Annotated in this window: 11 protein-coding genes; 6 read left to right on the forward strand and 5 right to left on the reverse strand. The window is 72.8% G+C overall.

The window, feature by feature from the left end:
• The first annotated feature begins 7 nt into the window (after positions 1-7).
• Positions 8-202, forward strand: coding sequence for a hypothetical protein (locus tag ACGFWJ_RS20715; RefSeq protein ID WP_387641232.1), 195 nt, complete (start codon positions 8-10; stop codon positions 200-202).
• Positions 203-225: 23 nt separating this feature from the next.
• Here the strand turns inward: ACGFWJ_RS20715 and ACGFWJ_RS20720 are convergent, their stop codons facing one another.
• Both ACGFWJ_RS20720 and ACGFWJ_RS20725 read right to left on the reverse strand, forming a co-directional pair.
• A complete protein-coding gene (locus ACGFWJ_RS20720) occupies positions 226-1,287 on the reverse strand; it encodes a hypothetical protein (RefSeq protein WP_392951518.1) in 1,062 nt (353 codons plus the stop codon).
• 24 nt (positions 1,288-1,311) lie between these two features.
• Positions 1,312-1,755 (reverse strand): hypothetical protein, encoded by a 444-nt coding sequence (locus ACGFWJ_RS20725; protein ID WP_392951521.1) that lies wholly within the window; start codon positions 1,753-1,755, stop codon positions 1,312-1,314.
• Between the two features lie 433 nt (positions 1,756-2,188).
• On the opposite strand from ACGFWJ_RS20725, the gene ACGFWJ_RS20730 reads away from it, so the two are divergent.
• Complete coding sequence (locus ACGFWJ_RS20730) at positions 2,189-2,623, forward strand: VOC family protein (RefSeq protein WP_387641241.1); 435 nt, start codon at positions 2,189-2,191, stop codon at positions 2,621-2,623.
• 10 nt (positions 2,624-2,633) lie between these two features.
• Here ACGFWJ_RS20730 and ACGFWJ_RS20735 read toward each other — a convergent pair whose 3' ends face one another.
• The 3 genes from ACGFWJ_RS20735 to gcvH form a co-directional block, all read right to left on the reverse strand.
• Positions 2,634-3,227, reverse strand: a complete 594-nt coding sequence (locus tag ACGFWJ_RS20735; RefSeq protein ID WP_392951524.1) for a SixA phosphatase family protein — start codon at positions 3,225-3,227, stop codon at positions 2,634-2,636.
• A 133-nt stretch (positions 3,228-3,360) separates the two neighbouring features.
• A complete protein-coding gene (locus ACGFWJ_RS20740) occupies positions 3,361-4,347 on the reverse strand; it encodes an endonuclease/exonuclease/phosphatase family protein (protein WP_392951527.1) in 987 nt (328 codons plus the stop codon).
• Positions 4,348-4,502: 155 nt separating this feature from the next.
• Positions 4,503-4,886, reverse strand: a complete 384-nt coding sequence (gene gcvH, locus ACGFWJ_RS20745; RefSeq protein WP_392951529.1) for a glycine cleavage system protein GcvH — start codon at positions 4,884-4,886, stop codon at positions 4,503-4,505.
• A 249-nt stretch (positions 4,887-5,135) separates the two neighbouring features.
• Between gcvH and ACGFWJ_RS20750 the strand changes: the two genes are divergently transcribed.
• The 4 genes from ACGFWJ_RS20750 to ACGFWJ_RS20765 all read left to right on the forward strand — a co-directional run bounded on the left by ACGFWJ_RS20750 (position 5,136) and on the right by ACGFWJ_RS20765 (position 11,736).
• Positions 5,136-6,860 carry an acyclic terpene utilization AtuA family protein gene (locus tag ACGFWJ_RS20750; protein ID WP_392951531.1) on the forward strand — a complete coding sequence of 575 codons (1,725 nt, stop codon included), beginning with the start codon at positions 5,136-5,138 and terminating at the stop codon, positions 6,858-6,860.
• Complete coding sequence (locus ACGFWJ_RS20755) at positions 6,857-8,455, forward strand: acyl-CoA carboxylase subunit beta (protein WP_392951534.1); 1,599 nt, start codon at positions 6,857-6,859, stop codon at positions 8,453-8,455. Before ACGFWJ_RS20750 ends, ACGFWJ_RS20755 begins: the two co-directional genes overlap by 4 nt.
• 46 nt (positions 8,456-8,501) lie before the next feature.
• Positions 8,502-10,472 carry an acetyl/propionyl/methylcrotonyl-CoA carboxylase subunit alpha gene (locus ACGFWJ_RS20760; protein ID WP_392951537.1) on the forward strand — a complete coding sequence of 657 codons (1,971 nt, stop codon included), beginning with the start codon at positions 8,502-8,504 and terminating at the stop codon, positions 10,470-10,472.
• 73 nt (positions 10,473-10,545) lie between these two features.
• A complete protein-coding gene (locus tag ACGFWJ_RS20765; RefSeq protein ID WP_392951540.1) occupies positions 10,546-11,736 on the forward strand; it encodes an acyl-CoA dehydrogenase family protein in 1,191 nt (396 codons plus the stop codon).
• Positions 11,737-12,018: the final 282 nt, after the last annotated feature.

The raw sequence follows: 12,018 nt of genomic DNA on the forward strand, positions 1-12,018 counted from the left end.
CGGCCCGATGATCTCCGGTTACGCTGTCGCGCCCCTGCTCTGGGTGGTCCTGACCCCGCTCGGCGTCCTGCTCTTCGGCATCGGCCTGGCCTCCACCATCCGGATCCGCCCCGGCACCGACCGCCCGCGCGACCACCTCCTCGGCCCGCTCCTGATCGCCACCGGCATCCTGGTCACCGGCTTCGGCCTCTGGCTCCTCTGACCGGTTCCGGCGCGGCTCGTGGATCAGCCGGTGGGCGCGAGCGACCAGCGGTGGACGAGGCCGGAGCGTGGTTCGAAGGTCAGCCAGGTGCCGTCGCCGAGGGGGCGGGCGTAGCCCGGGGTGTGGCCGGGTGGGTAGGTGAGTCGGTTGCGGAGGGTGAGGGTGGCGGCGTCCAGCAGCCAGTGGGCGCCGTCGTCGTCGTAGTCCAGGGTGGAGACGAGGACGGTGTGCGGGTCGACGAAGCCGCACTGCCAGTCCCAGCAGGCCGGGCTGTCCGGGTCGGTGGACGGCGGGGGTGTGCCCTCGGCGAGCAGCGTGCCGTCCAGGTCGTGCAGCTGGACGTCCCAGCCGTCGTGCTGCACGGTCAGGTAGGCGGGACGCTCGGGGTGGACGTCGGTCAGGATGCGCTCGCCGACCTCCTCCACGCGGACGTCGCGGAGCCGTTCGCCGTCCCAGCGCGCCCAGTACATGCCGATGCCGTCCTGCCCCATGCCGACGCACAGGCCCACGTGGCCGGTGTCCGGGTTCGACTGCTGGTGCGAGCCCTCCGCGACGGACTCCAGCGGCAGGCGGGCCAGCTCCCGGCCGTCCTCGGCGTCTAGCACCACCCACGCCTCCGCGTAGTCGTCCTCGCCCGGGCCCGACACCGGAACGTGCGCCCACACCAGCAGGCCGTCGTCCGAGATCCGGCAGGAACCGTGCTCGGAACCCTCGCACACCTGCTGCTCGTCCCCGCTGTGCGGATGCCCCACCTCCGGCCCCCAGCAGGCATGCCGGTACTCCCACCGGGTCGAGCCGTCACGGTTCACGGCCCGGACGGCGCGCTGCCCCGAGAACGCGGCGAACGCGCCGTCCGGGCTCACCGAATGCACCCCGCCCGACCAGCCCGGCCACGGCAGCGGAAAGGTGACGGACGGCTCCGGCCGCCCGCCGAACACCGCGTCCAGCTCGAACACCGCCAGCCGCGCCCCGTCCCGCAGCACCGCGCGGCGCGTACCCGGGCGCCCCTCCCACCCGAACCCGAGCACCAACTCCCGCCCGCCCGGCAGGGCCACCGCACCACGCAACACCGCATCGACCGTCATGCCGCCCGACCCTACCGTCCGCCCTCAGGCGCAGGCCCAGCAGTACAGCCGCGCACCGCCGGCCACCGCCCGCGACGCGAGCCCGGCCAACTCCCGCAGGAAATCGGCGAGGTCGGCCGGCTCGTAGTGGACGCCCTCGGCCACCGCCCACCGCTCGGCGACCTCGCGCAGCGCGGCGTCCTCGTGCTGCGCCAGCGCGTCCCGGAACGCGTCCGACAGGGCCAGCACCACCACCTCGCCGTCCTCGATCATGCCGACCAGCGCCGCGCGCCGCGGGTCCGCCCGGAGTTCGGCGGGCGAGCGGCCCGTCACCAACTCCTCGGCGGGCTCGAGCATCACGACCGGATCGATGCCCTTCACCACCACCTCGTCGTACCCCGCCCCGAAGGGCTCGTCGTCGTCCCGGACGATCGCCCCCAGGGCGTCGTCATCGTCAGTGGCGGCGAAGTAGCCGATCAGCGTTCCCATGCGACGGAGCATCACACGACGCACCGACATGTCGCCGCTCCGTCCCCCGCTCGCCAACTCGGGCATCCGGGGCATCCAGGGCATTCTGGGAACGTCGAACACCGACCCCAACCCTGCTGCCCCGAAAGGAGATCACGGATTCCCGGGCCTGACGGTGAGCGGCTCTGTGGAAGGACGGCGCGCCGGCCCGGACCGAACTGCATATCTTCTCGCTGCTCCGGTTCGGCCTGGAGGCATTCCGCGCGATGCCGCAGCGGGCCGGCTTCACCGGGAGCACCGTGCACGGCGGCTACCGGGCGGGCAGCGCGCCGGCCGCCGCCGAGGAGGTGTGGACCTTCGAGGCCACCCGCGGCTGACGCCCGCCGGCGTCAACTGTCCGGCGCCGCCGCGTAATTCGGTCGAGGGCAAGATCGGCTGCTGCTACGGTGGCGCGATGCCAACGGTCAAGAAGTTCCAGGTCACCTTCGACTGCGCCGAGCCGGAGCGCGTCGGCCGCTTCTGGTGCGAGGCGCTCGGTTACGTTCCCCCGGCCGTGCCGGAGGGCTTCGACAGCTGGGACGCGTACCAGGAGGCGCAGCCGGCCGAGACGCGCGGATCCTGGTTCGTGGCCAGCGACCCCGAGGGTGTCGGCCCGCGGATGTACTTCCAGCGCGTCCCCGAGGGCAAGGTCGTCAAGAACCGCGTCCACCTCGACGTCCGGATCGGCACCGGCCTGGTCGGCGCGGAGCGCCTCGCCGCCCTCGAAGCCGAATGCGCCCGCCTCGAAGCCCTCGGTGCGACCCGCGGGCAGCTCCTGATCGCCGACGGGGTCAACGAGTCCTGCCAGAACATGCAGGACGTCGAGGGCAACGAGTTCTGCCTCGACTGACGGCCCGCCGTCACCCGATGCCCGGCCCACCACTGGGCCGGGCATCCTGCGTCGGCGCCCAGAAGCCGGTGATCCGTGCGGCGCCGGGCCCGAGGTCCTGCCAGGAACCGTCGAACTCCAGGACGGCCACCGAGGCGGTCGGGAACCCGGAATCCGCCACCCGCTGCGCGAGTGCGCCGCCGGCCGTTCCGGCGAGAACCGTTCCGACGAGAAGCCCGACCAGCTCGGGCAGGCTCGGGTTGTGCCCGACCACGACCAGCTCGCCCACGTCGTCGGACGTCCCCCGCAGCAGCGTCACCAGCTCGCCGATACCGTTCGCCCGCCGGTGGATCTCCACGCTGAGGTCGTAAAGCCCCTGCTCGTGGACCGTCTCGGGCAGGGGCGACAGTGCCGCGCCCACGCACTCCCAGGTTTCCCTGGTCCGCCGGGCGCCGGACACCCGCGCGAGATCCGGCGCGACACCGAAACCCGCGAGCCACCGGCCGGCCGCGAACGCCTCCGCCCGCCCCGGCCCGTCGAGACGCCGCTCCTGATCGACCGCCGTCTCCCGCTCCGCCTGCGCGTGCCGAACCAGCACAAGCCTCCGACCGGTACCCGCGCTCACGTTACCCTCCCTCGCCCGCCGGCCGGTGGTGCGGCCCGGCGGAAATTGCGGCTGCTGCGCCTGCTGGCCGACGTCGAGCGCGACCGGCTTCGCTTGATCATTTTCCCCCGCACGCTACCCGTCGTTCCGGAGCTCAGCGGTCGCGGACGGCGAGTTCGGCCACCACCGCGCGGTGGTCCGTCCGGGCCAGGGTGTGTTCCTCGATCGACACCGGGAGCAGCGCCGGGCCGTGCAGGACGTGGTCGATCTGGAGCATCGGCGGCAGGTACGGGAGGTCGAGGTTGTGCTCCGGCCAGGTCGGGAACAGCCCGGCCCCCAACTCGTCGTGCGTGTCCGCCAGTCCGGTGGCCAGCAGGCTCCGCATCGGTGCGTGGTCGAGGGTCGCGTTGAAGTCGCCCAGCAGTACCGCGTTGTGGTTGCGGCCCGGCACGGCGTCCCGCAGCGCGTGCATTCCGGCCGCCCACTTGCGGGCGTCGCCCAGGGGGTAGTACGTGTGCACCGCCACGAGTTGGACCGGCCGGCCGTCCACGGTGATCGTCACGTTGGTGGTCGGCCAGGCCGGGTCGGCGGCCGCCGTCACGGGCAGGCGGGTGTAGATCGCGGTGTCGGTGCCGTCCGGCAGCTCCCGGTGCGGAAGCAGCTCGCGGATGCCCGCCGCGTCCAGCGCGTCCGCCGCCGAACCGCTCAACTCCTCGACGGCCAGCGCGTCCAGGCGTTGCGACCGGACCAGGTCGACCAGCGCCTTCGGTGAGATGTTGCCCATGTACGCGTTGCTGGTGGCCACCCGCAGTCGCGGCGCACCGGCCGGCACCTCCGTCCCGTCCGGGACGAACCGCGGTACCAGCCACCACAGTTGCAGCCCGACCAGGACGGCCGCCAGGCCCGCGAGCCAGCGGCGGCGCAGCACGGCCAGCGCCGCCGTCAGCAGCAGCGTCAGCAGAGCGGCGTACTGCAGCCCGGCCATCGGCAGGGCGAGGACGGTCCCGTCGTCCAGGCCCAGGATCCGGACCGCCGCGAGGGCGGCCGGTCCGAGCAGCAGCAGGCCGCACAGGGTGGTCAGCGTCGGACGCCACCACCGTCTCCGCGCGGGTGAACCGGTTTCCGACCTGCCGTCAGCCACGATGCTCCTCCGATGGGGGCGCCGGTGGCATTCATGATCACCGGTCGCCGTTGTCGGGAGAAGACGTCCGGGGGCGGAGCTCAGTTCCGGACAGCTGTGCGCGGGCCCCGGCCGTGTGCGGGCCGCAGCCGGGCCCGTCGGGTCCGGCCGGACGGCTATTCGCCGATGACCTTCTTGTAGCCGGCCGCGTCCAGCAGGTTCTTGAGGTCGGACTTGTCGGTCGGCTGGAGCTTGAAGATCCAGGCATCGTAGGGCTCGTCGTTGAGGAGTTCCGGGCTCTCGTTCAACTCCTCGTTGACGGCGAGCACCTTGCCGCCGATCGGCGCGTAGATGTCCGATGCGGCCTTGACCGACTCGACCACTCCGGCCGGGTTGCCGGCCTTGAGGGCCCGCCCCACCTCCGGCAGTTCCACGAACACCACGTCGCCGAGCGCGTTCTGGGCGTGGTCGCTGATTCCGATCAGCACGGTGCCGTCGGCCTCCAGGCGCGCCCACTCGTGGGACTCGGCAAACCGCAGATCAGCAGGGATGTTCGACATGCTCGCTCCTCCGGAAGGTGGTCGATCACAGCAGGCTCAGCATGCCCGAGGCCGTCTCCTTGCCGGTGGATTTCCTCCGCAAAACCGACGAAACGTCAGTTTTGCTTGACAGGCGGGCGGGCGGGCCACTGCCGGCAGAAAAACAAGCACGCGTGCTTGATTTGTCGGCGGGCCAGTGCCACGCTCGGTCGCGACCGGAACGCGAGCCGATCGCGACCGGATCGCGAACGGTGGTCGGACGGCCGGGAGTTGGGAGGCTTCGTGCTGCGGATCGGCAATGCTTCGGGGTTCTACGGGGACAGGTTCGCCGCGTTCCGGGAGATGCTGACCGGCGGCCCGCTGGACGTGCTGACGGGCGACTACCTGGCCGAGTTGACGATGCTGATCCTGGCCCGCGACCGGCTGCGCGACCCGCAGCGGGGGTATGCGCGGACGTTCCTGCGGCAGGCCGAGGAGTGCCTCGCGGAGGCGATCGACCGCGGGGTGCGGATCGTCGTCAACGCGGGCGGCCTCAATCCGGCGCGGCTGGCCGAAGCGCTCGGGGAACTCGCCGACCGGCAGGGCGTGCAGGCCCGGATCGGCTACGTGACGGGCGACGAACTACTGCCCCGAGCCCCTGAGTTCGGCTGGACGGGCGAGGACCCGCGGCGCCCGCTGCTCGCCGCCAACGCGTACCTGGGGGCGTTCGGCATCGCCGAGTGCCTGCGCGGCGGCGCGGACGTGGTGGTGACGGGACGGGTGACCGATGCCGCGCTGGTGGTCGGGCCGGGGATCGCGCACTACGGATGGACGCCCGGAGACCTGGACGCGCTGGCAGGTGCGGTGGTGGCCGGGCACGTACTGGAGTGCGGGGCGCAAGCCACCGGCGGGAACTACGCGTTCTTCGCCGAACACGGGAACGACGGGGGCCTCGACCACCCCGGCTTCCCGCTCGCCGAACTGCACGCCGACGGCAGCAGCGTGATCACCAAGCACCCGGGCACCGGCGGCGTGGTGAACATCGGCACCGTCACCGCCCAACTCCTGTACGAGACAAACGGACCGCGCTACCTCGGCCCGGACGTCACCGCCCGCCTGGACACCGTGACGCTCACCCAGGACGGGCCGGACCGGGTGCGGATCGACGGGGTGCGCGGCGAGGCCCCGCCGGCCACCCTCAAGGTCGGGCTGAACCGGATCGGCGGCTATCGCAACGAGCTGGAGTTCGTCCTCACCGGGCTCGACATCGAGGCCAAATCGGCCTTCGTGCAACGGCAGTTGACTCGGGCCCTGACCGACCCGCCGGCCGAACTGCGCTGGACGCTGGCCCGCACCGACCACCCGGACGCCGACACCGAGGAGCGGGCCAGCGCGCTGCTCCGGCTCACCGCCCGCGACCCGCAGGAGGCCAAGGTCGGCCGCGCCCTGACCGCCGCCGCCGTCGAACTCGGCCTGGCCGGCTACCCGGGCTTCCACCTGACCGCCCCACCCGCCCCGGCCGCGCCCTACGGCGTCTTCGAGGCAAGGGAGTTGGACGCGAAGGAGGTCGAGCACCTGGCCCACCTGCCCGGCGGCACCACCGTCACCGTCCAGCCCGGACAAGTGGGATCGGGACAACTCGCTCCCGATGAACCGAAGTTGCCGCCCGAGCCCGAGCCGGGCCCGACCCGCCGGGCCCCGCTCGGCCTGATCGTGGGCGCTCGCAGCGGCGACAAGGGCGGCGACGCCAACCTCGGCGTGTGGGCCCGCAGCGAGGCCGGCTGGCGCTGGCTCGCGCACACCCTGACCATCGACAGGCTCCGCGAACTCCTGCCGGAGACCGCACAGTTGACCATCGAGCGACACCTGCTGCCGAACCTCCGCGCCGTCAACTTCACCATCCGCGGCCTGCTCGGCGAGGGCGTCGCCGCCCAGGCCCGGTTCGACCCGCAGGCCAAAGCACTGGGGGAGTGGCTGCGCTCCCGGCACCTCGACATCCCGGAGGCACTGCTGTGACCGTACTGCCCACCCGGCTGGACACCAGCGGGCCCGCGTACACCGCCAACCGCGCCGCCATGCTGGAGAAGCTCACCGCGCTGGACGCCGAGCACGCCAAGGCGCTGGCCGGCGGCGGGCCCAAGTACGTGGAGCGGCACCGCAGTCGGGGCAAACTGCTGGCCCGGGAGCGGATCGAGCTGCTGATCGACCCGGACTCGCCGTTCCTCGAACTGTCGCCGCTGGCCGCCTGGGGCAGCGACTACCCGGTCGGCGCGTCGCTGGTCACCGGGATCGGCGTGATCGAGGGCACCGAGTGCGTGATCACCGCCAACGACCCCACCGTGCGCGGCGGTTCGTCCAACCCGTGGACGCTGCGCAAGGCCCTGCGGGCCAACGAGATCGCGCTGCGCAACCGGCTGCCGCTGGTCAACCTGGTGGAGTCCGGCGGCGCGGACCTGCCCAGCCAGAAGGAGATCTTCATCCCGGGCGGCGCACTCTTCCGCGACCTCACCCGGCTCTCCGCGGCCGGAATCCCCACCGTGGCCGTGGTGTTCGGCAACTCCACCGCCGGCGGCGCGTACGTGCCCGGCATGTCCGACCACGTCATCATGGTCAAGGAACGGGCCAAGGTGTTCCTCGGCGGACCGCCACTGGTCAAGATGGCCACCGGCGAGGAGTCCGACGACGAATCCCTCGGCGGCGCCGAGATGCACGCCCGCACCTCCGGCCTGGCCGACCACCTCGCCCTCGACGAACCCGACGCGCTGCGCCTCGCCCGCCGGGTGGTGCACCGGCTGCACTGGCGCAAGTCCGGCCCACAGCCGACGAGTTGGTACGATCCGCCGAAGTACGACGAGGACGAGCTGCTGGGCATCGTCCCCGGCGACCTGAAGGCACCGTTCGACCCGCGCGAGGTGATCGCCCGGATCGCCGACGGCTCCGACTTCGACGAGTTCAAGCCGCTCTACGGCAGCAGCCTGGCCACCGGCTGGGCCACCGTCCACGGGTACCCGGTCGGCATCCTGGCGAACGCGCAGGGCGTGCTGTTCAGCCAGGAGTCGCAGAAGGCGGCCCAGTTCATCCAGCTCGCCAACCAGCGCGACCGGCCACTGCTGTTCCTGCACAACACCACCGGCTACATGGTCGGCCGCGACTACGAGCAGGGCGGCATCATCAAGCACGGCGCGATGATGATCAACGCGGTGTCGAACAGCACCGTCCCGCACATCTCGGTCCTGATGGGCGCCTCCTACGGCGCCGGGCACTACGGCATGTGCGGCCGCGCCTACGACCCGCGCTTCCTGTTCGCCTGGCCCAGCGCCAAGTCCGCCGTGATGGGACCGCAGCAACTCGCCGGTGTGCTCTCGATCGTGGCCCGCCAGTCCGCCGCCGCCAAGGGCCAGCCCTATGACGAGGGCGCCGACGCCACCATCCGCGCCATGGTCGAGCAGCAGATCGAGGCCGAGTCGCTGCCCGCCTTCCTGTCCGGCCGGCTCTACGACGACGGGGTGATCGACCCGCGCGACACCCGGACGGTGCTCGGCCTCTGCCTCTCCGCGATCCACAGCGGACCGGTCGAAGGCGCCCGCGGCTACGGCGTGTTCCGGATGTAGCGCCATTAGCAAGGTCAACCTCCCTACAGCGAAAGCGAACTGACGGATGATCAGCTCTGTGCTGGTGGCCAACCGCGGCGAGATCGCCCGCCGGGTCTTCCGCACCTGCCGCACCCTCGGCATCGCCACCGTCGCCGTGTACGCCGACCCGGACGCCGACGCCCGGCACGTCCGGGAGGCCGACACCGCCGTCCGGCTGCCCGGCGCCGCGCCCGCCGACACCTACCTGCGCGCCGACCTGCTGATCCGCGCCGCACTGGACGCGGGCGCCGACGCCGTCCACCCCGGCTACGGCTTCCTCTCCGAGAACGCGGAGTTCGCCCGGGCCGTCCAGGACGCCGGACTGCTCTGGGTCGGCCCGCCGCCCGCCGCGATCGCCGCCATGGGCTCCAAGACCGCCGCCAAACGGCTGATGGCCGCCGCCGGCGTCCCCGTGCTGAGCGTCGGGTCCGAGCCCGCCGAGGCCGACCTGCCGCTGCTGGTCAAGGCCGCGGCCGGCGGCGGCGGACGCGGCATGCGGGTGGTGCGCACCCTCGCCGAACTGCCCGCCGCGCTGGCCGCCGCCCGCGCCGAGGCGGCGGCCGCGTTCGGCGACGACGAGGTGTTCTGCGAGCCCTACCTGCCCACCGGCCGGCACCTGGAGGTCCAGCTGCTGGCCGACGCGCACGGCACCGTCTGGGCCGTCGGCGACCGCGACTGCTCGCTGCAACGCCGGCACCAGAAAGTGATCGAGGAAGCCCCCGCCCCCGGCCTCGACCCCGAGCTCCGCACCCGCCTGCACGCCGCCGCCACCGCCGCGGCCCGCGCCATCGGCTACCGCGGCGCCGGCACCGCCGAGTTCCTGCTCGCCCCCGACGGGCGACTCGCCTTCCTGGAGATGAACACCCGCCTCCAGGTCGAGCACCCCGTCACCGAAGCCGTCACCGGACTCGACCTGGTCGCCCTCCAACTCGCCGTCGCCGAAGGCGAGAAGCTCCCCGCCACCCCGCCGCCCGCCCAGGGCTGTGCGATCGAGGCCCGGCTGTACGCCGAGGACCCCACCCGCGACTGGCAGCCCGCCACCGGCACCGTGCACCTGCTCGAAGTCCCGGGCGTGGACGTCGAGTTCGACACCCTCCCGGCCCCCGCCGGCCTGCGCCTGGACGCCGGAATAGGCGAACGCACCGGCACCGGCAGCGCGGCCGGCACGAGCACCGGCGGCGACCGGATCACCGTCCACTACGACGCCATGCTCGCCAAGGTGATCGCCTGGGCCCCCACCCGCCGCGCCGCCGCCCGCCGCCTCGCCGACGCCCTCGCCCGCACCCGCCTGCACGGCCCGGCCACCAACCGCGACCTGCTGGTCCGCGCACTGCGCCACCCGGCCTTCCTGGACGGCGCCGTACACACCGCCTTCCTCGCCGAGCACGCCGACCAACTCCTCGGCCAGGACGGCAAATCCGCGCCACTGGCCGCCCTCGCCGCAGCCCTCGCCGACGCCGCCCGCCACCCCGGCACCGGACCGTCCGGCTGGCGCAACCTCCCCTCCCAGCCGCAACTCAAGCGCTACCGCACCGGCGACGGCACCGAACTCGACGTCCGCTACCGCCTCACCCGCGACGGCCTGCTCGCCGAGGACCACCCCGACGTCCAACTCCTCGGCAGCACCGCCGAATCCGTCGACCTCGCGGTCGGCCCGCTGCGCCGCCGCTACCGGATCGCCCGACACGGCGACCAGGTCTTCGTGGACGGCCCGACCGAACACCACACCCTGACCGTCCTCGACCGATTCCCGGACCCCGCAGCCCAGTTGGCCCCCGGAACGCTGCTCGCCCCGATGCCCGGCACGGTCGTCCGGATCGCCGCCGAGGCGGGCCGGCCCGTCACCGCCGGCCAGCCGCTGCTCTGGCTGGAGGCGATGAAGATGGAACACCAGGTCGCCGCCCCGGCCGACGGCATGCTCGCCGAACTCCCCGTCACCGTCGGCCAACAGGTCGAGACCGGCGCCGTCCTCGCCGTGGTCCGCGCCGAATCCTGAATTAACTCCCCTTAACAAAAAGCCGGTTGTGCGATCCGCGCCGCCCGGCGACCCCGCCCGGAAGGACCCCGTGATGTCCGCACCGCGCACCACCTCGCTACCCGCCTCCCCGCTGATCGAGTCCGAGGACCGCCGCGCCCTGCGCGAAGCCGTCGCCGCGCTCGGCCGCCGCTACGGGCGCGACTACTTCCAGCGCAAGGCCCGCGCCAACCAGCCCGTCGAGGAACTCTGGTCGGAGGCCGCCAAGTTGGGCTACCTCGGCGTCAACCTGCCCGCCGAATTCGGCGGCGGAGGCGCCGGGATCAGCGAACTCTCCATCGTGCTGGAGGAGTTGGGAGCAGCCGGCTGCCCACTGCTGATGCTGATCGTCTCGCCCGCGATCTGCGGCACCGTGATCGCCCGGTTCGGCACCGAGGAGCAGAAGCAGCGCTGGCTGCCCGGCCTCGCCGACGGCAGCAAGGTGATGGCGTTCGGCATCACCGAACCCGACGCCGGCTCCAACTCGCACCGGATCGGCACCGTCGCCCGCCGCGACGGCGAGGACTGGCTGCTCAGCGGCCGCAAGGTGTTCATCTCCGGCATCGACCACGCCGACGCCGTCCTGTTCGTCGGCCGCACCGAGGACGCCCGCACCGGCAAGCTCAAGCCCGCCCTGTTCATCGTCCCGCGCGACACCCCCGGCTTCGAGTACCGCCCCATACCGATGGAACTCACCGCCCCCGAACGGCAGTTCCAGGTCTTCCTGGACGACGTCCGGCTGCCCGCCGACGCCCTGGTCGGCGACGAGGACGCCGGGCTGCTGCAACTGTTCGCCGGACTCAACCCCGAGCGGATCATGACCGCCGCCTTCACCCTCGGCATCGCCCGGTACGCCCTCGACGCCGCCGTCGGCTACGCCCGCACCCGCACCGTCTGGGACAAGCCGATCGGCGCCCATCAGGGCATCGCGCACCCGCTCGCCCAGTGCGCCATCGAGGTCGAACTCGCCCGCCTGATGACCCAGAAGGCCGCCCACCTCTACGACGCGGGCGACGACCTGGGCGCCGGCGAGGCCGCCAACATGGCCAAGTACGCGGCCGGCGAAGCCTCCTGCCGAGCCGTCGATCAGGCAGTCCAGACCCTCGGCGGCAACGGCCTCACCCAGGAGTACGGCCTCGCCGCCCTGATCACCGCCACCCGGGTCGGCCGGGTCGCCCCCGTCAGCCGCGAAATGATCCTCAACTACGTCGCCCAGCACACCCTGGGCCTGCCCCGCTCCTACTGACGCATCCGCAGATCCGGTCGGGCGCTCGGGCGGATCCGGAAGCCGCCACCACGGCCCGGCGAAGCCCACCGCCCGCACCGCCCGCCACCACCTCGGCCACACCCCGACCGCGCTGCGCCGCCTGCTGGCGGCGCCGCCCAGCGGTTAGGCCTGGTCGGTGTCGTCCGGGTGGAGGGCGATGTGGTCTGCGGCGAGGTCGGCGGCGACCCGGTGTTCCATGCCGAGGGCGGCGAGGAACTTGGCGGGGAGCTGGACGCGGCCGGTGCGGTCGAGCATGACGTA

Source organism: Kitasatospora sp. NPDC048407, assembly GCF_043200475.1.
Taxonomy (GTDB): Bacteria; Actinomycetota; Actinomycetes; order Streptomycetales; family Streptomycetaceae; genus Kitasatospora.